This window comes from Streptomyces sp. BR123, assembly GCF_013401435.1.
GTDB lineage: Bacteria > Actinomycetota > Actinomycetes > Streptomycetales > Streptomycetaceae > Streptomyces.
The window spans coordinates 1-19,913 of sequence record NZ_JACBGN010000121.1 but is presented as its reverse complement, the minus strand read 5'-3'; the positions used below and the strand labels follow the sequence as shown (position 1 = coordinate 19,913).

The following is a 19,913-nucleotide window of genomic DNA, read 5'->3' as shown; positions in this document are numbered from 1 at the left end:
GGGTTGGGGGGAGGCCGCGTGCCCGGCGTGGGCGTGGCCGCCCTGGGCCCCGGGCTGCTGCTGGGCGCCCTGGCCGGAGGCCGCGGCGTGCGCCGGGCCGGCGTCCTGGCCGGGGACCGGCTGGGAGAAGGACTGCTGCTGGGCCCGGGGCTGCGCGTACGCCTCGGGCTGGGCGTGGCCCCCCTGGGCCGCGCTCCCGTGCTGGGCGTAGGCCTGGCCGCCCTGGGCCGGCGGCTGACCGTGGGCCTGCGGTCCTGCCTGGGCCCGGGGCTGGGTCCCGGGAACCCCCTGAGGGGCTCCGGCCGGCTGGGGATAGCCGTAGCCGACGGCCTCACCCTGGGCCGCGGCCTGCCGGTAGCCGTAACCGGGGACCGGGGGCTGGACCGGCGGTTGACCGTGGGCCTGCGGTCCTGCCTGGGGCTGGACCCCGGGGACGCCCTGAAGGGCTCCGGCCGGCTGGGGGTAGCCGTAGCCGACGGCCTCACCTTGGCCTTGGCCTTGGACGGGCTGCGGGTGGCCTGGAGCCGGCGCCTGGGCCGGGGCCTGGGCCTGGGCCTGGGCCGCCTGCGCGTAGGCGGCCTGCTGGGGGGTGCCGGGGGCGGGCTGCTGCGGCTGATCGCCCTGGCCCCGCTGCGGGCCGGGGGTGTGGCCCCGGTCGGCGGCCTGCGGGTGACCCTGCTGCGGGTGACCCTGCTGCGGGTGACCCTGCTGCGGGTGACCCTGCTGCGGGTGGCCGGTCTTGGCCGCGGCGGCCTGCGGGTGGCCGGGCTGCGCGTGGCCCGGTGGGGGTCCGGGCCGGTGTGCCGCGGTGGCCCCGGGGGTTGCGTCCTGGGCCCGGGGTGCGGAGGCCGCCCTCAGGTCGCGCAGGACGTCGCCCTGCCAGTTGTCTCCGTTCGGCATGTCTGCCACTGCCCCTCTTCCTCCGACCTGCTGCCCCGCCCGGAGCGTTGATCCGGCCTGCTGCCCCGCCCGGGGCGCCCGGCCTGCGCCTTGACTCAGAACTTGTCGAGCAGTTGCCCGTACACGCCGAACACCCCGATGGCCAGCGGGAAGAGCCCCACCATGCCGACGGACTCGACGAGGTCCGCCATCCGCCGCAGTCGCACCTGCACGTGCTCGGGCGGCTGCACCGCCAGTGCGAGCACCGGCAGCAGCGCCGCCACGCACAGCACGGCCAGTGCCGCGGCACCCCCGCCGTGCTGGATCCACAGCACGGCGAGGCGTACGACGAGGACGCACGCGGCGGCGAGCAGCGCCACGACCTCGGCGACCAGCGGGAACGCCCGGGCCCGGGAGAGGAGCACCACGGCGATGAGCGCGGCCAGCACCACGGTCCACGCGCTCGGCTTCGCGGCCAGGGTGAGCAGCCATCCGCCGGCGGCGGCCGAGGCCGCGGTGGCGATCGTCGCGAGGGCGAGGCCGCGGTGGGTGGCGGCGAGGGCGTTGCCGACCTCGTGGCGGCTGACCGAGGCCCCGCCGGAGCGGCTGTCGTCGAGCCCGGTGAGGCCCGAGGCCATCAGCGCGAGCCGCGGCAGCACCCCGAGCAGCACCACGGAGACCAGCGCCATGACGGCGCCGAGCCGCGCGGGATCGCCCTGGACTGCAGCCACGGCGCCCCACAGGACGGTGATGCCGGCGAGGGCCATGGCGCCGATGAGCCCGCCACGGCCGAGCGGGGAGAAGTACCCGAGCATGACCAGCGTCAAGGTCAGCGAGCCCGTGACGGCGGCGAACCGGACGATGCCCGACCAGTGGTAGGCGTCGGCGGCGGTCCACGCGGCGAGGACGGACAGGGCGCCGGAGGCGAGCAGGAGCACGGTGGCCAGGCCCCGGTTGCCCTGGCCGATCCGGGAGACGAGCGCCCCGGCGGCGAGCAGTACGAGCGTGAGTGCCAGCAGGGTCCCGGCGAGGGTGTCGAGGCCGGTCTCCCGCCGGGCGAGCAGCGCGGCGGTGACGGCGAACGCCACGGTCGCCGCGCCGGCGCTGGCCCTGCGCGCGGCGGGACGCCAGCGCCAGGCCCGGAGGTCGAGGTCGTCGGCCACGAGGTCGGTGACGTCGTGGACGACGGGTGCGGGCGGCGCCGAGTGGGTCCTGACGAGTTGCAGGACGGCGCCGTCGGCTATGCCCGCAGACTCCAGCGTGCTCTCGTGCGGCAGCGCGGAACCGTCCGATGTCATCAGCTGACGTGTCATCGGACGGGAGGCGGCGCGGTCGTCGAGCAGCAGCAGGACGTCGGGGAGCAGTTGTCCGATCGGCGTGTCGGACGGGAGGACCACGTCGGCGCGGCGGCGCTCGCCGACCAGGGTCACCCGGCTCAGTTGCGCCCGGGAAGTCGTTGCTGTGCTCACCACTTGCGGGAACCTATCATCGCGGCGTTGTGACCTTTCGGGCCGTGCTTCTACGGCTGGGTCGGCTTGGGCGACTTCGTCACGGGCGGGGACTGAGAAGGGGACTTGGGCGGTTTCACGGCCGGTGCAGATGCCGAGTGGGCGGGCGTCTTGGCCGCCCCGGGCGTCTTCGCCGCCGCCCCGGACGGCTTGGCCGTGCCCGGGGGCTGCGCCGGGTCGGAGGACTTGGCGGGGCCGGGTGCCTTCGGCGGCTGCGTCTGCTTCGGGTACAGGCTCTGCTGTTGCTGCTGTTGTTTCTGCTGCTCGGCCTTCTGCTTGGCCAACGTGGCCTGGATGAAGGACCAGCCGACACAACCGGCGCACAGGACGGCCGCGATGGCGATCCCCGCGAACACCTTCCCGAGCCGCTCGTCCGCCGTTCGCCGCGCCCGCTGCGCACCGAACAGCAGCGCGTCCCGCATCCTGCGGCGGCGTACCGCCACCGACTCCAGCAGCTGACTGTCGTAATCGCGTGCCATGCGCCGCCCGTCGCCTCCCCCGTGTTTTGCCTGTGCAACATAGAACATGCATCCGCCCGGAGCACGTCTGGCGGGTCGTCACGGCGAGCCGCCCGGCGGCCGACCCGCAGCGACGCGGCGTCATATCCACTCATGTGCAGACGCGTTCCCCCCGGGTCCTCCGCTCCCTGCGAACACCCGGTCGGAGCGATCCATTCCGCAGACGTCGACGACAGGCCTCCGGTTCCCGGCCGCGGCCCGGAAGTGCTCGACGGGAACCGGACCGCGCCCGCCCCCACCGGCTGCACCTGTCCGACGCGACGACAGGCATACCGGGATGACGCAGATGGTGCTAGCTTCATTGGCACCATGTTGCTGAGACTGGACACCACCGACAGCCGTCCGCTGCACGAGCAGGTGGCGGCTGCCGTCCGGCGCGCCATCGCCGAAGGGGAATGCGCCCCTGGAGAGCGGCTGCCGCCCGCCCGCGACCTCTCCCTGGCGCTGGGCGTCAACGCCAACACCGTGCTGCGCGGCCTGCGCACCCTGCGGGACGAGGGAGTGCTGGAGTTCCGGCGCGGCCGCGGGGTGACCGTGGCCCGGGGCGCGGACGGGCGGTCGGAGCTGCTGGACAACGCCCGCCGACTGGTCGAGGACGCGGCGCGCCTGGGCTACGGCCGGAGCGAACTCATCGAGATGATCAGGGGGCTTGCATGACGGACCGTACGGGGCGACCGAGCGACGCCGACAGGGGCGGCGGCCCGCGTATCGGCTGGGGTGCCGGCGTGTGGGGTGCGGCGGTCACCGCGGTCCTCGCCCTGCTCCCGCCAGCGGTGAGCAGCCGCCTGCCCGACCGGCTGGCCACCCACTGGGACGGGACTGCACCCGACGGCTCGATGCCCCTGTGGGCGGCGGCGCTGGCACCCGCGGCCGTCTGGGTGCTGTTGCTGCTCGGCCTCCTCCTCGCGGCCCGGCGCAGGGGTGCGCCCGGGCGGCACTGGACCGCGGCGACCCTCGCGGTGAGCGGGGTGTTCCTGGCCGGGGCGCAGGTGTCGATCGTCCGCGCCAACCTGGACCGGGCCGACTGGCGGGACGCCGCCTCGACGGGCACGGGGATGCTGGTCGTGGCCGCCGCCGCGGTCGGGGCCGGGGCGCTCGGGTGGCTGGCCGGGCGGCACGGCGAACCGCCCTCCGCCGTGCGGGAGACGGCCGCGGGCCCGTTGCTGGAGATCCCCGAGGGTGAGCGTTTCGTCTGGCTCTCGCGCACCACGAACCGCTGGCTCCGCCTGACCGGCGCCGTCGCCGCCCTCATCGCCGCCGTCGCGGTCCTGGTCGCCGCGGCCGGGCTGGCCGCCGCCCCGCCGTGGGCGCTGATCGCGCCCTTCGCGGTCGTCGCCCTCGCGGCGTCGGGGTGTTCCTCCGTTCAGGCAAGGGTGACGGAGAAGGGCTTGGAGGTGGCCTTCGGGCCGCTCGGCCGTCCCGTGCGGCGGTGGCGGGCCGAGGACATCGTCTCGGCCCGCGCCGAGACGCGGACGCCCGCCCAGGTCGGCGGCTGGGGCTACCGGATCGGCGGCCAGGGCACGACGGTGATGCTCCGGTCCGGGGAATGCCTGGTCGTGCGGCCGCGCACGGGGTCCGACTTCGCCGTGAGCGTCGACGACGCCGAACGCGGCGCCGCCCTGCTCAACACCCTCTCCGCCCGCCGGTCCGCCTGACCGCCCGCTCGGCGGGGCCGGTGAAGTCCCTCGCGCTACCGCGCCCGCAGGGGCGGTGCACTGCCCGACCGGCGCCCACCGGCCCCCGGTTCACGACCGGCCCTCGGGCGGGGCGCTCAGCCGGGCAGGGTGCCGGCGGTGAGGGCGGCCAGGCGCTCCGGGTCCGTGAGGATGTCCAGGGCCGTGATCCGGCCGCCGCGGACGGTGAAGGCCATGAGGGACAGCGGCCTGCCGTCCGACGACCGGGAGAGCACCCCGGGGAAGCCGTTGATCAGGACCGGCTGGGCGGCCTCCGCGAACCGGGCGTACGTGATCGCCTGCGAGCCCACGTCCCGGGCGCCGCGCCGCGTCAGGCCCGGGCGCAGCCTGCCGCCGTCGGAGCGGGCCACGACCTCGGGGTCGAGGAGGTCGAGCAGCGCGCTGAGGTCACCGCCGCGGGCGGCGGCGAGGAAGGCGTCGACGATCTCCCGGGTGCGCGCCCGGTCGGCGTCCTGGTCCGGGGCGGCGCCCTGGACGCGGCGCCGGGCCCGGCTGGCGAGCTGCCGCGTACCGGCGGCCGTACGCCCGAGGACCGGGGCGATCTCGTCGAACGGCACGGCGAACAGGTCGTGCAGGACGAACGCCAGCCGTTCCGCGGGGGAGAGGGTGTCCAGGACGACCAGCAGGGCGATGCCGACCGAGTCGGCGGTGAGGACCTCCTGCTCCGGATCGATGCCGGCCGGGGCGGTGACGACCGGGTCGGGGAGGCGGAATCCCCCGTCCCCGCCGGTCAGCGGCTCCTCGCGGCGCGTCGTGCGCGAGCGCAGCATGTCCAGGCAGACGCGGCCGACGACGGTGGTCAGCCAGCCGCCGAGGTTGCCCACGGCGGCGGTGTCGGACCGGCTCAGTCGGAGCCAGGCCTCCTGCACGGCGTCCTCGCTCTCGCCGATCGACCCCAGCATCCTGTAGGCCACGGCCCGCAGACGGGGGCGGTGCGACTCGAACTTGCCCGCCAGGGCTTCCATGTCGCTCACCGGTCACATCCTCGTGTCGACGTCCGCGGCCGTCCCCGCCGGCTCTCCAAGGGGACCGTAACCGCTCAAGACGGCTTTTCGCGTCGGTGATTTCGCCGACCGGGCGGACCATCGGGCTAGGCGCCGGCGTCGCGGCTGCGCCGGACCCTGCCGGCGCCCTGCCGGGCGTGCCGACCGCGGCCGGCGACGCGGCCGGTCATCGCGACGAGCGACTGGACCGCCGGGTAACGCCCCGTCCGTCAGACGGGGTTGCCGGTCTTGCCGTCCTGGCCGCCCTGGCCGAGGAGGAGGTTCCAGCGGCCGGCCCGGCCGGTGAGCGTCGTGACGGTGTCGGGCCGTGCGTCGAGCCGCCAGAAGGCCGGCAGCGGCAGCTCCAGGGCGTACACCACGGCCGCCCGTACGACGGCCTGCTCGACCACGGGGCGGTGCGTGCCCGCGGGCAGGCCGGCGAGGGCGGCACCGACCCGGGCGACCAGCCCGGCGAGGGACTCCCCGCCCCCGGGCGGTGCGTACGCGGGGTCGGTCAGCCAGCGCCGGATGCCGTCGGGGTCCTCGGCGGCGACCTCGTCGAAGCTGCGGCCCGCCCACTGCCCGGTGTCCGGGCCGCGCAGGCCCTCGTGACCGGGGCAGGGCTCGCCGTGGCCGAAACGCGCCTGCCGCGCGGATACGTCGAACGGCCGGGTAACGAACTGAACTCGTACTACGCCGCTCTTCATAAAGGGAGCATAAGCGCGGTACCGTCTCGGACGACAACCAAACAAGACGACGGTCCGACGGAAGTCCGGTGAGAAACCGGCACGGTCGCGCCACTGTGAAACCTCCCGCAGGGAGGGAAGTCAGACCCGCGCCGTCGTTGCGAGCACCACTGACCGGGACGCGTGTTCCCTCTGGAGGTACAGCCATGGCCGACACCGCCGTGCCCACGACGGCCCCTGCCGCCGTCGCCCCGATTTCCCTCTCCTCGCTCACTCCCTGGGCCCTCTTCGCAGGCTTCCTGACGCTCGCCCTGCTCTACCTCGTCGGCGTCGAGCAGGGCGCCACCGCGCTGTTCGAGGGCGAGACCATCCACGAGTGGATGCACGACGGCCGCCACCTGCTCGGCTTCCCCTGCCACTGACCAGCCAGTCGACGGCCGACTGGCCAACCGGTCAATCGGCCGACCGCTCAACTGATCGACCGATCAAGGGAAGCCCATGAATCCCGTCTCCCCCCGCGTACTGCTGGTGCGCGGCATGCTCGCCGGCCTGCTCGCAGGCGTGGCCGCCTTCCTCGTGGCCTACCTCATCGGCGAGTCCCGCGTCGACGCGGCCATCGCCCTGGAGGAGGCCGCCGCAGGCGGACACGACCACGCCGAGGAGGCCCCGGTCAGCCGGGCCCTCCAGGCCACGGCCGGACTCGGCACCGGCACCCTCCTGTACGGCGTCGCGCTCGGCGGCATCGCCGCCCTCGTGTTCTGCTACGCCCTGGGCCGTATCGGCCGCTTCGGTCCGAAGGCCACGGCGGCGCTGGTCGCAGGCGGCCTGTTCGTCACCGTCGTCCTGGTCCCCTTCCTCAAGTACCCCTCCAATCCCCCGGCCGTCGGCGACCCGGACACCGCCACGCGCAGGACCGTGCTGTTCCTGCTGATGATCGCTCTGAGCATGCTGCTCGGGGCGGGGGCGCTGATCCTGGGCCGCCGCCTGGCACCCGGGCTCGGCAACTGGAACGCCACGGTCGTCGCCTCCCTCGCGTTCCTCGCGGCGGTCGCGGTCTCGTACGCGTTCCTGCCCGCCGTCGACGAGGTCCCGGCCGACTTCCCGGGCACGCTGCTGTGGCAGTTCCGCCTCGCGACCCTGGCCATCCAGGCCGCGATGTGGACGACTTTCGGCCTGGCCTTCGGTTTTCTTGCCGAACGGGCACTTGTCCCCGCCGCCGCCCCCAAGGAGGCTGTTGCGCCGGCGAGTTGATGATGAGGGGTCGGTGATCCATGCGGGCACGGACGCAGGCGCACGCACGGACACGGACACGGGCGCGCACCCGGCCACCGGCGCGGGCACAGGCGCAGTCGGCGATCCGCCGGTGGCGGGGCTGGACGGGAGCGGTCCCGTTCTGGCTCAACTCCGCCGCCCTGCTGCTGGCCCCCTTCACCGCAATCACCCTGCTCGCCCAGGTCGCCGTCATCGCGACCCTGGCCGCCCTCGGCAACCTGGTCCGCCAGCTCTGGTACGGCGACCACGGCCACCCGGCCGTCCACCTCGCCGCCGCCCTCATGGGGGCGGCGGCAGTGGCGTTCGTGGTGGTCTGACACATCCGTAGGCTCGGGTCATGAGCCTCAACGTGCACGCCCGGCGCGTACGCGACCCGGCGCTGCCGTTCGGGCACCGGCGCAGCGCGCTGCGCAGCACCGTGGTCCTGTACCGGCCCTTCGGCTTCTCCGGGACCTGGTCCTTCCTCAGCCGGTCCGGAGACCTCCGGAGGGACGGCGACGCCCTGGTCCGCGCGCTGGAGAAGCTGGAGCTCAGCCGGGCGGCGGCGCTGGCCGAGCGGGCGGAGTTCGCCGAGCGGCGCAGGGCGGAGAAGCACCTCGAACACCGCAGGCAGCCCCGTGCCACCGATATCCGGTGTTTCCTCGGGCCGCGCTGGCCGGGGCCCGACGGGCACGTGGCGGCAGCCCACGAGGTCGCGCGGCTCTGGCGGGAGCGGGGACGCCCCGGCGCCACCCCCTTGCCCGGGCCCGGGGCCGGGGCCGCGGAAGGGGCGGATCCGCGTGCCGAAGAGGAGCTGTGTGCGTACGTCGCCGCATATCTGGAGGCCGGCGGGTACCTGGAGCAGGCCCGGCTGGAGCTGCTCGCGGAGGGGCTGCGCCGGCTGAACCTGCGGATCGCTCGGCTGTCCCGCACCGGACGCGACTGCGTGGCGCTCGTGGAGTTGCGGCGGATGGCGGAGGTGGTTCTGGCGGACCCGGGCGGGTCCTCCCTTCGCCACGCCCGCTAGCCCGTTCGGGCGTACGTGCCCCGGCTCGCGGGAAGGACCCGCGCACCCGCCGCCAACTGGGACAACGCGGGTGGGCCGAGGGAGGCTGCGCTGTGACGTAGCGTCAATCTTCGGCGTTGTCACGGGTGCTGGGAGGCAGGGAGGGAGTCCACTGCTCTCAGGAGAACCGGCCCGCCTGAGCCGGTGCATCGGACCGGGAGGACAATCCATGCCCCGCGGCAAGTGGGTGGTCGGCGTGCTGACAGCGGTTCTGCTGGGCACCGGAATAGGGCTGCTGCGCAGCACCGAGGGGGCGCGGCCGACGGCGGCCGGCTCCGCCGACGCGATGCCCTCGCGGGCGCTGGGGCTGTCCGGGCACCGGCGGCTCGTCGAGCAGCTGGACCAGCCCCGCCGGCCGCGCACCTCGGACAAGGGGTCCCGGCCCGCCCGGGCCGTCGCCATCGCCCCACTGCGCCCCGCGCGGCCGCTGCGGCTCCGGATCCCCAGCCTGGGAGTGGACCTGACGCTGGCCGACGGCGGCCCCGGCCTCGGCGACGGCACGGCCACAGGAGCGGGTGCGTCGGCGCGGGCGGCGACGGAGGCTCTCTGGGACAGCGGCGCCGTGATGCCCGGCGCGGCCGGGACGGCCGTGGTCACGGCGCCCGACGTACGCCTCGCCGATCTGCGGCGAGGGCTGACCGTCGAGATCCCGCGTGCCGACCGCAGGACCGCCGTCTTCACCGTGGACCTGGTCTCACCCGCCGGGGTGACCGGCCGGGGGCAGCGGCCCGGACGGGCCCAACTGCGTCTGGTCAGCGGTGAGACGACCGTGCTGGCCCGGCTCACCGGTCAGCGGCGCACCCCCCGCTGAGCCCCGCCGGTCGGCAGGGGTGACACCGAGGGGTCACTTCGTTCCCCCGGTCGGGCGCTTCTGCGGCCGGGGTGGGGAGGTGCCGGGCGTGTCGGGGCAGACCCCTGCCATGACCGGGACACGGCATGCACGATCGGCGGTGGCCAGGGCCCTTGCGGCGGCCTGCGTCGCACTCCTGTGCCTGTTCGTGTCCGGTCCTGCCGCCCCGTCGGCGGCCGGCGGGGCGCATGCGGTCCGGCAGCTCCCCTCCGGTACGCCGAGCGAGCCGGTTACCCCGGCCGAGCGGGAGTCGGAGCCGGCGTCGGATCCCGAGGTACGGGCTGCCGTCCGGCCGGCCGCGCGCGGGCTGCCCTGTGCGCGGGAGCTGCCGCAGCCGGTGTTTCACGTGAAACCGCCCGCGGGGCCGGGGCGCGCCGCCCCGTACGAGGCGGCCGAACCGGCGCTGTCCGTGCGGACGGTGCGGAGTGTGGTGTTGCGCTGCTGAGCGGGCCGAGCAGCAGCGCGCAACCCCCCACTCTCGAACACCATGAGGTTCCGGCATGCCCATCGACCCGTACACCGCCCTGAACGCCATGATCCGAGCCGAGGTCACCCGTCTCACGCCGCCGCCGAGGACGAAGCCGAAGCAGGAGCCGAAGCCGAAGCAGGAGCCGAAGCAGGACCAGGAGCAGGAGCCGAAGCAGGACCAGGAGCCGGAGCAGGACCAGGAGCAGTCCTGCGAGCCCGAGGAGACGGACGCCAAGGCCTCCGCCCCCGCGACCGGCGTCCGTGAGACCGCGGGCCTGTCCCGGAGCGGGTCTCCCGTTCCGGCCGCCGCCGAGGACTGACAACCTCGGAGTACCGACCGGCGTCCCGGGCCCGTCAGGGCTCGTGTGTGTAGTAGCGGTAGAACGCCACGGCGCCGACTGCGGCGCCCGTGATGAAGCCGACCCAGCTGGAGCGCAGGATGGAGTCGCCCGTGAGGCTGTACAGATAGCCCACGGCGATACCGCCGAAGGACCCGTACGCCGCCGCCCGCACCTCCCGCATCATGCGGGGGCCGACCCGGGCGAGGGTGAACATGACCGCGGCGAAGACGGCGCCGCACAGGATCCCGTAGAAGACGTTGGCGGCGTCCACCGGTCCCATCTGCCGCTTCATGAAGGCCGCGTAGACGCCGTAGACGAGTCCGAGCAGCAGGGCCCGGGCCAGTGCTCCCCTGTCCAGGTGGTGCGCCTGCGCCGTCGGCCCGCGGGGCCGCCGGTGGGCGACGGGTGCCGCATGTGCCATGACAGGGCTCCTCTCTTCCCCCATCCAGAGCACACCCGGCACCCCGGACCGGCAAGTGGATCAGCTGCGGGCGGTGCGCACGGCCACGGCGTCGATCTCGAAGAGCATCCCCGGCAGGGCCAGCGAGGCGACCCCTATCAGGGTCTGGGCGGGCAGCTCGGTCCCCCAGGTGGCGTGCAGGTGCTTGGTGAGGACCTGCAGCTTCGCCAGGTCGTGCTCGACGATGCAGGTTCCGATCCGGACGACGTCGGCAGGGCCGAGGCCGACGGCCGCGAGGGCGGTCCGCAGGTTGGCGAAGGCCCGCTCGACCTGGGCCTCGAAGTCCGCGGAGATGACGTGCCCGTTCTCGTCCGAGCCGTACTGGCCGGCTATGAAGACCTGCTCGCCGGGGGCGGAGACGATGTGGCTGTAGCCGAAGTCGACGGGGTTGTGGAGTCCTGCCGGGTTGGTGATGCTGCGCGTCATTGCCAAGCTCCTGGGTCGGTCGATGGCGTGTGTCGGTCAGTGCGATCGCTTCGGTCAGGTGGCGGTGAGACCGGCGAACCAGGTGCGCAGGCGCACCGGGGCCTGCGGGGCCTGCCGCTCGGCCTCGCGCCGGATGTCGTCGAGGTTCTGCTCCGCCAGGGCACGGCGCCAGGCCAGTTCGGCGCGGCCCATGGCGTGCGCGACGGCGCACTCCGGGCCGTTGTCCACGGTGGGGCCGCGGCCCGGACCCTGGTTGCGGATCTCGGCGCACCGGAAGGCCTCTGCGGACCCCTCGACCGCGACGACCACGTCCATGAGCGAGATCTCGGCCAGGGGCCGGGCGAGCCGGAAGCCGCCCCGCTGGCCCGGGGTGGACGTCAGGATCCCCGCTCGGGCCAGCGCCTGGAGCTGCTTGTTCAGGTAGGCGGCCGGCAGGTCGTGCCAGGCGGCCAGGCGCGCCGCCGGGACGGCCCGCTCGGGGCCGATCCAGGCCAGGTTGACGCAGCTGTGCAGCGCCCACTCGACGCCCTCACCCATCCTCATAATCTGGACATTAAATGTCCAAGATTCTTTCCGCAAGGGGGCCGCCACGGCACCGCGCCGACACACCGCGCCGACACACCGCGTCGGCGCGCCCGCACCGGCGTGCCGCCACCCGCCCGCAGCACCCCCGCTCGCGCCCGCCCCGGCCGCGGATTTCCCTGGTGACGTGCGCACCTTCCTGTCGGCAGTACTCATCACGCTCATGGCGCTGCTCGTCCCTGCGAGCGCCGTCGCGTACTGGGCCGACCGCGAACTGGGCGACGCCGACCGTTACACCGCCGCCATGTCCCCCCTGGCCGGAAACCCGGCGGTCCAGCAGGTCGTCGTCACCCAGGCGACCCGCGCCCTGTCCGGGCAGATCGACGCCGGCCCCTTCCAGGGCGGCGTCGACGCCCTGCTCGGCGAGGCCCTGCGCTCCTTCACCGGCACCGCCGCGTACCGAACCGCCTGGGACGCCGCCAACCGCGCGGCGCACGCGGCCTTCCTCCAGGCGCTCACCACCGGCGACGGCAACGCCGTCACCATCGACCTCGCCCCGGTCATCGAACAGGTGCGGGCGGAACTACTCGCCGACCAGGTGCCGTTCGCCGACCGCATCCCGGTGACCCGGGTGGCGGTGACGGTGATGGAGTACGACAACCTCGGCGCACTCCGGAAGGGCTTCCGCATGCTGCAGATCGCCGGTGTCTGGCTGCCCGTGCTGACCGTGCTGCTGGCCGTGACGGCGGTCGCCGTCGCCGTGAACCGCCGCCGGGCCGTGGCGGCCACCGGCCTGGGACTGGCCTTCGGAGCCGTCCTGCTGGGGATCGCGGTGTCCGTCTGCCGCCGGCTCACCCTCGACGACCTGCCCGCCGACATCGACCGGGCGGCGGCCGGCGCCGTGTACGACGTGCTCACCGCGTTCCTGCGCACCACTGCCTGGGTGGTCCTGGCGATCGGGCTGGCCGTCGCACTCGCCGCCTGGCTGGCCGGACGGCACCGCCGGACCCCATAAGCTCGGATAGGTACCAAGCGCGCAGAACGGCGCAGAGAACCGTCAACGGCCCGAGAGCGCGTGCAACGGTGCAGAGAGCGCGCAACCGTACAGAAGAACCGAAAACCCGATGAGCGAACGAGCGGCGGCACGGAAGCACACATGGGCACCGAACGCACCGAAGACATACCGTCCGGGCGAGCTGCCCGGCCGCACCCGCTGGCCCCGCCCGCCTGGCTGCTCTCGGGCCTGCGGCCCGACCCCGCGCCCATCCCCTGGGCGGCCGTCGTCCGCGCGGGCATCGCCCTCTCGGTCCCGCTCGCGGCCGGCTTCGCCCTCGACGAGCCGGAGTACGGGGCGCTCGTCTCGATGGGCGCCCTGTCGGGTGTCATCGGCGACACCGCCGACGCCTACCGGATGCGGATCCTCAACATCGCCGTGCCCCAGCTGTTCGGTGCGGTCGGCGTCGCGCTCGGCACCCTCGTCTTCGGGCGGGGCTGGCTCGCCGTCGGCGTCCTCACCCTGATCGCCCTGGTCTCCGGGATGGTCTCCTCGATCGGCACGGTCGCCTCCGTCTCCGGGCTGCTGCTCCTGCTCAACGCGGTGGTCGGGGCCGGCCTGCCACTGCCGCAGCCCTGGTGGGCGGCCCCGCTCCTGCTGAGCACCGGCGGCCTGTTCGTGCTGGCCCTGACCCTGCTGGGCTGGCCGCTGCGCGGGCGGCAGCCCGAGCGGACCGCCGTCGCCGCCACCTACCTGGCCCTCGCCGATGCCCTGGAGGCCGCCGGCGGACCCGGCTACGACGACCGCCGCCGACAGCTCACCCAGACCCTCAACCAGGCCTACGACCTGATCCTGGGCCGACGCGCCCGCGTCCACGGGCGCAGCCCCTCGCTGGTCCGGCTGCTGGCCCAGCTGAACGTGGTGATCCCGCTCGTCGAGGCGGCACCCGCCGTGCACCTGCGCGGCCGCCCACTGCCGCCGGGCATCGCGGCGGCCGTCCGGGACCTCGGCCGGGCCGTGGAGGAGGGCCGCACCGAGCCGCCCGTACTGGACCTGCCCGCGCCGCACACCCCCGCCGAACGGGCCCTCGACGCAGCCCTGCGGCACGCGGCGGCCGTCGTGCACCTCCCCGAGCCGACCCTGCGCAGCGTCGACGACGACCGGTTGGGCCGCCCCACCGCCCTGCACGTACGGGCCCGGCAGGCGGCGCGGGACATGATGCTGTCCGAAGCGTCCTGGCGGTACGGGCTGCGGCTCGCCCTGTGCATCGGGCTGGCCCAGTCGCTGGTCTCGCTCGTGCCCGTCGAGCGCTCGTACTGGGTGGCCCTGACCGTCACCTTCGTCCTCAAGCCCGACTTCGGCTCGGTGTTCTCCCGGGCCGTGCTGCGCGCGCTGGGCACCGTGGGCGGGCTCGTCGTCGCGGCCGCCGTGCTCGCCGAGGTGCCGCGCGGCTGGTGGGACGTGCCGGTCATGGCGGTCCTCGCCGCGCTGATCCCCGCGTTCTCCGCGAAGGGCTACGCCTTCCAGACCGCCGCGATCACCCCGGTGATCCTGCTGCTGTCGGACCTCCTCAACCATCAGGGCTTCGACCTCATCCGGCCCCGGCTGCTGGACAGCCTGATCGGCTGTGCGATCACCCTGCTCTTCGGCTACCTGCTGTGGCCCGAGAGCTGGCACACGCGGATCGGGGACCGACTCGCCGACACCGTCGACGACGCCGCCCGCTACGTGGAACGGGCCTTCGGCCGCCCGCGGCCCGACACGGCGGCCGGGCTGCGGACCGCGCGGACCACACGACTCCAGGCCCGCCGACGCCTCTACCGCGACCTGTCGTCCGTTCGCAGCGAGTTCCAGCGGGCGCTGACCGAGCCGCCGCCGACCGGGGCGCGGGCCGCGGCGTGGTGGCCGCTGGTCGTCGCCGTCGAGCGGATCGTCGACGCGACCACCGCCGCCCGGGTCCGCGTCAACCACGGGGCGCCCGAGCCCCGGCCCGCCGAGGTGACGGCGCTGACCTCCGACCTGCACGCCCTCGCCGACGGGGTGCGCACCGCCCGGACCCCCGACCGGCTGCGGCCCCCCTCCGGGCAGTCCGGCGACGAGGCGTCCGTCCTGGAGCCGGTCCGCCAGGAGGTCGCCTGCGCGCGAGGGATCGCCTCGTCCGAACCCTGACCCCCGCAGCCCCTGCACCCTCCGGGTCTCCGCGGCCCGTGCCCGTGCACCGGTCCCGCCCGGTGCCGCACTCCCGGGTCTCCGCGTCCCCCGCACCCGGCTGTGCGCCCGCTCCCGTGCCCCCGTGCCTGCGCCCCCGTGCCTGCGCCCCCGCGTCCCGCGGCCCGTGCCCGGGGACGGCGGAGCGGGTCCCCCTAACGGGCCTTCCGCCCGGCTGTCGGGGCCCGGCCGGGAGAACATCGGGGCATGAGGCCCCTCCTCCCGCGCCGCCGGCACCGCCGCGCCGTGGCCGCCCCGGTCCTCGCCGCCGCCCTCGCGACCGCGGCCGGGTGCGCCGATGTGGAAGGACTGCGCGACGACGGCGACCTGGGGACCGTGCACGCCCCGCAGACCCTGTGGAAGGACATCCGTCCCTCCCCGCCCGGCCCCGGCGAGCAGGCCGGTGCGGCCGCGGTGGTCCCGGGGCTGCCCAAGGCGACGAGCCGGAGCATGCGCGACGTGAACGCGCCGGCCGTCGTACGGGCCGACATCACCGCCGCCGCCCGGCAGGACGGGGGCACGGGACGCCTCGTCGACCCCAGGGCGGTCCGGCGGCTCGCGCTCTGCACACAGGCTGTGGACGGCGGCCCCGACTGCCCGGTCCGGCCGCCGGTGTTCCACGACGTGACGGGCGACGGCCGCGACGAACTGATCACCGCCGTCGACATCGACGGCCGGATCAGCGAACTGCGCGTCTACACCGTCCGGGACGACGGCTCGATCGCCCGGATCCTGTCGCGGCGCGCCGTCCTGGAGGGTGTGGAGGTCGCCGCCGAGCACCTCTCGGTGCGCGAGCCGACCCCGAACCCGAAGAAGGTCTCCGTCTCGGACTACGTGTGGAACCCGGAGACGGGCACCATGGACCTGGCCGAACTCACCCTGGACGAGTGCCCCCCGCTGAAGACCGGCTCCACCCCGTGCACGGCGATCCGGGGCTGAGGGGCGGCGCACCATGCGGGTGACGAGCAGTCTGCGCTGGAAGATCGCCCTGACCACGACCGCAGTGTGCTGCGCCGTCGCCGCAGTGCTCGGGATCCTCGTGCACAACGTGGTCGCCCGGCAGGTCGTCGGCGAGGTCCGCAAGGACGCCGACCGGGACCTGGACCACGCCCTGACCGAGTACCGGTACGGCACCGCCCACGGCCACCTGAACGTCGCCCTGAACCCACCCGACCTGCCCGCCCGGCTGCGGGGGCTCGTCGCCCGCGGGCGGACCGGCAGCATGGCCGGAGAGCACGCCGGCCGGCCCGTCATGTGGGCCGCAGGGCCCGCCGACGGCAAGCCCCTCGCCGTGTGGGTCCCCTTCGAGAGCACCCGCAGCCGGTTGCGGGACCTCGACGCCGCGATCCTCGCCTCCGCTGCGCTCGCCGCCGGGGTGGTTGCGCTGGCCGGCCTGTTCCTCGCCAACCGGATCAGCAGCCGGCTGATGACCACCGCCGCCGTCGCGCGCCGGATCAGCGCCGGCGACCTCGACGCCCGCGTCGACATCCCCGACGCCGCGGGCGAGGGCGCGCACCACGACGAGGTGCGGGACGTGGCGCAGGCGCTGAACACCATGGCCAAGTCGCTGCAGGAGCGGCTGGAGGCGGAGAAGCGGTTCACCGCGGATGTCGCACACGAGCTGCGGACCCCGCTGACCGGCTCGCTGGCCGCGGCCGCGCTGCTGCCGGAGGGCCGCCCCAAGGAGATGATCAACGACCGGTTGGCGGCCCTGCACCGGCTCACGGAGGACCTGCTGGAGATCTCCCGGCTGGACTCGGGCGTCGAGTACGCCGATCTGGCCCGGGTAGAACTCGGCCGGGCCGTGCGGCGGGCTGTCGCCGCGACCCGGCTGGACGTGTCGGTACGGGTCGTCCGCGACATGGAGGTGCTGACCGACCGGCGGCGGCTGGACCGGATCCTGGCCAACCTGCTGGTCAACGCCGACCGGCACGGCGCCCCGCCGATCGAGGTGACCGTCGACGGTCCGGTGGTGACCGTACGGGACCACGGGCCCGGCTACCCGGACCGGCTGATCGAGCAGGGCCCGCAGCGCTTCCGCACCGGGGACCCGGGCCGCGGCCGGGGCCACGGGCTGGGCCTGACCATCGTGGCCGGCCAGGCGGCGGTCCTGGAGATCGCCCTGGACTTTGCCAACGCTCCGGACGGCGGCGCGGTGACCACGCTCCGGCTCCCGGTCGGGCGTCTGGTGGACGGGAGTTGACGCACGGGAGTGGGGCGGTGTTTCACGTGAAACACCGCCCCACTCCGCCATGGCCTACGGATCAACTGCCCGCGGGGCGACGGCCCGCGGGCAGTAGCCCGGACACCGCCGTCAGACGCCGATGTTCTTGCCGTCCTTGCGCCAGACCGACACCACGGCCGGGCGGACGATCTTGCCGGGGCCGTCGGGCCACACCGACTCGGGCTTCTCGACGGACGCGCCGTCGATCTCGCCCGGGTGCTGCACGGAGACCAGGACGCGCTTGTCCTGGATCAGCGGCCCGCAGGTCTCGGCGCCGCGCGGCACGGTCAGGAACTGCTTGAGCTCACCGCGTCGCTCGCCGGTGGTGGCGACACCGAACAGGCCGTCGTGGGAGCCGAGCTGGTTGCCGTCGGTGGAGATCCACAGGTTGCCGTGCGGGTCGAAGGCCACGTTGTCCGGGCAGGAGATCGGGCTGACCTTGTCCTTCGGGAAGCCGGCGAAGTAGGTGGCCGCGTCGTTCGGGTCACCGGCGACCAGGAACAGGCGCCAGGCGAAGGCGTCGCCGGCCGGGTCGTCGAAGCTCTCGGCGAGTTCCAGGATCTGGCCGTGCTTGTTGGCGTTGCGCGGGTTGGCCTCGTCAGCGCCCGGCTGGCCGGTGGTGCCGCGCTTGCTGTTGTTGGTCAGCGCGACATAGACGCGGCCGGTGCGCGGCGAGGGCTCGACGTCCTCGGGGCGGTCCATCTTGGTGGCGCCCACCTTGTCGGCAGCCTGGCGCGTGAAGACGTACACCTCCTCGGCGGTGAAGCCCGGGACGTGCGAGACGTTGCCGGTGGCGAGCGGGATCCACTGGCCGGTGCCGTCGAACTGGCCGTCCGACGGGTACTTGCCGGAGCCGTCGATCTGGTCGGCCGGGGAGTCGCCGGTCAGCTTGGCGACGTAGAGGGTGCCCTCGTCGAGCAGGGTGAGGTTGTGCTCCTTGGCAGCGCGGCTGTTTCCCTTCATCATCCGCTTGCCGGAGACGAACTTGTAGAAGTAGTCGAAGCGCTCGTCGTCGCCCATGTAGATGACCGGGCGGCCGTCCTCGGTGAGGCGGGGCTGCGCGGCCTCGTGCTTGAAGCGGCCCAGCGCGGTGCGCTTGCGCGGCACCGAGTCCGGGTCGTACGGGTCGAGCTCGACGACCCAGCCGAAGCGGTTGGCCTCGTTGGGCTCCTGCACGACGTCGAAGCGCTTGTCGAACCGCTCCCACTTGCGCTCGGAGGCGGCGCCGGTGATGCCGTAGCGCTTCAGGCGAGCGGCCTGGACGGGCTCGGTGACGGAGCCGCCGTTGGCGAAGTACTGGTTGAAGTTCTCCTCGCCGTGGAGGGTGGTGCCCCACGGGGTGGTGCCGCCGGCGCAGTTGTTGAGGGTGCCGAGCACCTTGGTGCCGGACGGGTCGGCCGAGGTCTTCAGCAGGGCGCCGCCGGCGGCCGGGCCGGTCATGCGGAACTCGCTGGTCGCGGTGAGGCGGCGGTTCAGCTGGTGGCGGTTGACCGCGGTCAGCTTGCCGCTGCGGTGGTCCTCCTGGACGACGACCACGGACAGGCCGTGCGCGGCCCAGGCGATCTCGACCTGCTCCTTGGTCGGGTTGGCCGGGTCGTAGCCCTTGAACATGAGGACTTCGTCCGTGTACTCGTGGTTGGCGACGAGAAGCTGCTGGCGCTCGTAGCCGCTGCCGAGCGGGAGCAGGCTGAGGAAGTCGTTGTTGTAGCCGAACTGGCCGGCCTGGGCCGCGGCGGTCTGCTTGTCGGCGTTGAAGCCCGGCGCGCCCTTGACGATCGGGTCGCCCCACTTGATCACGATGTTCTGGGCGTAGCCCTCGGGGATGGTGACCTGGTCGGCGGTGTTCGGCGCGACGGAGGTGAAGCGGAGGCCGCGGGCGGCCTGGCCGGCGCCCTCTGCGGCGCCCTGGGCGTCGGCGGCGGGGGCGGCGGTGGCCTGCGTACCGCTGCCGCCGACGGCGACGGCCGTACCGGCGGCCGTGGCGACCGTGACGACGGCGGCCGAGCGCAGCATGGAGCGGCGGGACCAGGTACGGGCGATGATGTCGCCGGCGTACTCGTTGTCGCTGGTGTTCGGCACCTCGTGGAAGCAGGCGTCACCACAGCGGTAGCGACAGGTGAGGGCGGAACGGCCGCCCCCATGCGGGTTGCCTATGAGCGGCAGAAGCTTGCGCACGAGCGTCCTCCGTGATTGCGCGGTTGCCGACGGGAATCGGCCGAATCCAGCGGTGACGGTAGGGGCAGGGTGCGCAGAACCGGCGGCCACAGGATGAACCTCCGGTGAACCGGGAACGTCGGGGCGGGAGTTCAGGGAGCGTGGGGGTGCGCTTCGATGGGGCCGGCGTGGTGTGGTAAGGCTCTGTACGGGCCCGCACGGCAGGCGGTCCGGAGGAGCCCTCGCGCGTGGCGGGCGGATCAGCCAAGATCCGCAAGAGATGGCCGAAAAGGGCCTGGCGCCACGAGGGGTGCCCCTGCAGACGTTCCAGCCGAGGGGTCGATAACCTTACGTGTCCACTCTGGGCAGGGATCAACCGCGCAGCACGGACAAAAGACGCACGCACTCATGCGAAAGGCCTGGCCCATGGGTATTCGGAGCTTGTTGCGCAAGGTTTTCGGACGGTCTGCCGAGCCGGTTCCGGAGACGACTGAGGCCACTACCTCTTCGACCTCATCAGCGGCGGTGCCGAACCAGGCGGAACGGGCGCCGCTCGACGCGGCGGCCGAACTGGTCGCGGCTTCCTTCGACAACCCCACGGTCCCGCCGCAGTCCGCGCCGCGCGACCGCGAGCCGGGCGTGCTCGTCACCGCCCCGGCCAGTGACCCCACGGTCCCGGAG

General features: G+C 74.2%; 20 protein-coding genes and 1 pseudogene. 13 read left to right on the top strand and 8 right to left on the bottom strand.

Annotated features, from left to right (window positions below; genetic code table 11):
* A partial coding sequence (locus tag HYE82_RS19590; RefSeq protein WP_218782817.1) for a hypothetical protein occupies positions 1–951 on the top strand: 951 nt, incomplete at its 5' end.
* Positions 952–995: 44 nt separating this feature from the next.
* Here the strand turns inward: HYE82_RS19590 and eccD are convergent.
* Positions 996–2,351, bottom strand: coding sequence for a type VII secretion integral membrane protein EccD (gene eccD, locus HYE82_RS19585; RefSeq protein ID WP_179175403.1), 1,356 nt, complete (start codon positions 2,349–2,351; stop codon positions 996–998).
* Between the two features lie 278 nt (positions 2,352–2,629).
* Positions 2,630–2,866: pseudogene (locus HYE82_RS19580) on the bottom strand (hypothetical protein); the annotation flags it as partial.
* A 348-nt stretch (positions 2,867–3,214) separates the two neighbouring features.
* Between HYE82_RS19580 and HYE82_RS19575 the strand changes: the two are divergent.
* Together HYE82_RS19575 and HYE82_RS19570 are read left to right on the top strand one after the other, a co-directional pair.
* Positions 3,215–3,562 carry a GntR family transcriptional regulator gene (locus HYE82_RS19575; RefSeq protein WP_179175402.1) on the top strand — a complete coding sequence of 116 codons (348 nt, stop codon included), beginning with the start codon at positions 3,215–3,217 and terminating at the stop codon, positions 3,560–3,562.
* Complete coding sequence (locus HYE82_RS19570) at positions 3,559–4,560, top strand: DUF1648 domain-containing protein (RefSeq protein ID WP_218782816.1); 1,002 nt, start codon at positions 3,559–3,561, stop codon at positions 4,558–4,560. Before HYE82_RS19575 ends, HYE82_RS19570 begins: the two co-directional genes overlap by 4 nt.
* 116 nt (positions 4,561–4,676) lie before the next feature.
* On the opposite strand, the gene HYE82_RS19565 is transcribed toward HYE82_RS19570, so the two are convergent.
* Entirely contained in the window at positions 4,677–5,573 is an 897-nt protein-coding gene (locus HYE82_RS19565) for a sigma-70 family RNA polymerase sigma factor (RefSeq protein WP_179175401.1), read from the bottom strand.
* 239 nt (positions 5,574–5,812) lie between these two features.
* On the bottom strand, positions 5,813–6,289 hold the full coding sequence (locus HYE82_RS19560; RefSeq protein WP_179175400.1) for a histidine phosphatase family protein: 477 nt from the start codon (positions 6,287–6,289) through the stop codon (positions 5,813–5,815).
* A 185-nt stretch (positions 6,290–6,474) separates the two neighbouring features.
* On the opposite strand from HYE82_RS19560, the gene HYE82_RS19555 reads away from it, so the two are divergent.
* The 6 genes from HYE82_RS19555 (at position 6,475) to HYE82_RS19530 (ending at position 10,223) form a co-directional block, all read left to right on the top strand.
* Entirely contained in the window at positions 6,475–6,690 is a 216-nt protein-coding gene (locus tag HYE82_RS19555) for a CbtB domain-containing protein (RefSeq protein ID WP_179175399.1), read from the top strand.
* Between the two features lie 76 nt (positions 6,691–6,766).
* Complete coding sequence (locus tag HYE82_RS19550) at positions 6,767–7,519, top strand: CbtA family protein (RefSeq protein ID WP_179175398.1); 753 nt, start codon at positions 6,767–6,769, stop codon at positions 7,517–7,519.
* A 20-nt stretch (positions 7,520–7,539) separates the two neighbouring features.
* Positions 7,540–7,857, top strand: coding sequence for a hypothetical protein (locus HYE82_RS19545; RefSeq protein WP_256987438.1), 318 nt, complete (start codon positions 7,540–7,542; stop codon positions 7,855–7,857).
* A 20-nt stretch (positions 7,858–7,877) separates the two neighbouring features.
* Positions 7,878–8,546: a hypothetical protein gene (locus HYE82_RS19540; RefSeq protein ID WP_179175397.1), complete on the top strand. Its 669-nt coding sequence runs from the start codon at positions 7,878–7,880 to the stop codon at positions 8,544–8,546.
* 208 nt (positions 8,547–8,754) lie between these two features.
* Positions 8,755–9,396 carry a class F sortase gene (locus HYE82_RS19535; protein WP_179175396.1) on the top strand — a complete coding sequence of 214 codons (642 nt, stop codon included), beginning with the start codon at positions 8,755–8,757 and terminating at the stop codon, positions 9,394–9,396.
* Between the two features lie 539 nt (positions 9,397–9,935).
* Entirely contained in the window at positions 9,936–10,223 is a 288-nt protein-coding gene (locus tag HYE82_RS19530; RefSeq protein WP_179175395.1) for a hypothetical protein, read from the top strand.
* 34 nt (positions 10,224–10,257) lie between these two features.
* On the opposite strand, the gene HYE82_RS19525 is transcribed toward HYE82_RS19530, so the two are convergent.
* Genes HYE82_RS19525 through HYE82_RS19515 form a run of 3 tightly spaced genes read right to left on the bottom strand, consistent with a single transcriptional unit; the run spans position 10,258 to position 11,667 of the window.
* Positions 10,258–10,665, bottom strand: coding sequence for a hypothetical protein (locus HYE82_RS19525; protein WP_179175394.1), 408 nt, complete (start codon positions 10,663–10,665; stop codon positions 10,258–10,260).
* Positions 10,666–10,725: 60 nt separating this feature from the next.
* Positions 10,726–11,130 (bottom strand): RidA family protein, encoded by a 405-nt coding sequence (locus HYE82_RS19520; RefSeq protein ID WP_179175393.1) that lies wholly within the window; start codon positions 11,128–11,130, stop codon positions 10,726–10,728.
* A 54-nt stretch (positions 11,131–11,184) separates the two neighbouring features.
* The gene (locus tag HYE82_RS19515; RefSeq protein ID WP_179175406.1) at positions 11,185–11,667 is read right to left on the bottom strand and encodes an Rrf2 family transcriptional regulator; all 483 of its coding nucleotides are present in this window, start codon (positions 11,665–11,667) and stop codon (positions 11,185–11,187) included.
* Positions 11,668–11,839: 172 nt separating this feature from the next.
* On the opposite strand from HYE82_RS19515, the gene HYE82_RS19510 reads away from it, so the two are divergent.
* The 4 genes from HYE82_RS19510 to HYE82_RS19495 all read left to right on the top strand — a co-directional run bounded on the left by HYE82_RS19510 (position 11,840) and on the right by HYE82_RS19495 (position 17,057).
* On the top strand, positions 11,840–12,667 hold the full coding sequence (locus HYE82_RS19510; protein ID WP_179175392.1) for a hypothetical protein: 828 nt from the start codon (positions 11,840–11,842) through the stop codon (positions 12,665–12,667).
* Positions 12,668–12,808: 141 nt separating this feature from the next.
* On the top strand, positions 12,809–14,815 hold the full coding sequence (locus tag HYE82_RS19505) for an FUSC family protein (protein WP_179175391.1): 2,007 nt from the start codon (positions 12,809–12,811) through the stop codon (positions 14,813–14,815).
* A gap of 246 nt (positions 14,816–15,061) precedes the next feature.
* Entirely contained in the window at positions 15,062–15,793 is a 732-nt protein-coding gene (locus HYE82_RS19500; protein ID WP_218782815.1) for a hypothetical protein, read from the top strand.
* A 13-nt stretch (positions 15,794–15,806) separates the two neighbouring features.
* Entirely contained in the window at positions 15,807–17,057 is a 1,251-nt protein-coding gene (locus HYE82_RS19495; protein ID WP_179175390.1) for a HAMP domain-containing sensor histidine kinase, read from the top strand.
* 111 nt (positions 17,058–17,168) lie between these two features.
* Here HYE82_RS19495 and HYE82_RS19490 read toward each other — a convergent pair whose 3' ends face one another.
* Positions 17,169–19,253, bottom strand: coding sequence for a PhoX family phosphatase (locus HYE82_RS19490; RefSeq protein WP_179175389.1), 2,085 nt, complete (start codon positions 19,251–19,253; stop codon positions 17,169–17,171).
* Between the last annotated feature and the right edge of the window lie 660 nt (positions 19,254–19,913).